Source organism: Nguyenibacter vanlangensis (assembly GCF_013376155.1).
Lineage (GTDB): Bacteria > Pseudomonadota > Alphaproteobacteria > Acetobacterales > Acetobacteraceae > Gluconacetobacter > Gluconacetobacter vanlangensis.
On the sequence record NZ_JABXXP010001171.1, the window covers coordinates 1 to 617 of the forward strand.

Here is a 617-nt window from a genome sequence, read left to right on the forward strand (position 1 = left end):
AATTGGCACGCGGCCGCGCGGCCGCCGAGGCGCATGCCATTCGCGACGCCGCGCAGCGCTTGGCCGCGCCGGACAGGATGGGGCGCCTGTTCAAGGTGCTGGCCCTGACATCGCCCGGACTGCCGGCACCACCGGGATTTCAGGCGCATGAATAAGGACAGGCAGGATCACGCCGGGGGATCGGGCCCGATGGGGACGGACGCGATTCCGCCCGAGGCCGTCCTGCGTCACGCCTTGCTGGATGATGTACCGCACGGGTTCTTCACCCGACTTGGGGGCGTATCGCAGGGCCCTTACGAAAGCCTGAACTGTTCCACCCGTTCGGGTGATACGCCCCAGGCGCTGGCCGAAAATCGCCGCCGGGTCGCGACCGTCATGGGGGTGCGCCCGGAATGCCTGCTGGGCGTGACCCAGGTGCATGGCGACGGCGTGGCGGTCGTGACCAGTCCATGGGAGGCTGGCGCCGCGCCGCAGGCCGACGCGCTGGTCACCGACCGGCCGGGGGTGGCGCTGGGGGTGATCACCGCTGATTGCGGACCGGTATTGTTCGCGGCCGAGGATGGCGGTGTGGTCGGCGCGGCCCATGCCGGCTGGCGCGGCGCGGTGGGGGGCGTGCT

Annotated in this window: 1 protein-coding gene; it reads left to right on the forward strand. The window is 71.3% G+C overall.

What is annotated here, in order from left to right:
• Nucleotides 1-189 precede the first annotated feature (189 nt).
• Nucleotides 190-617: polyphenol oxidase family protein (locus HUK84_RS21940; protein ID WP_176642011.1), on the forward strand; the 428-nt coding region annotated here is incomplete at its 3' end.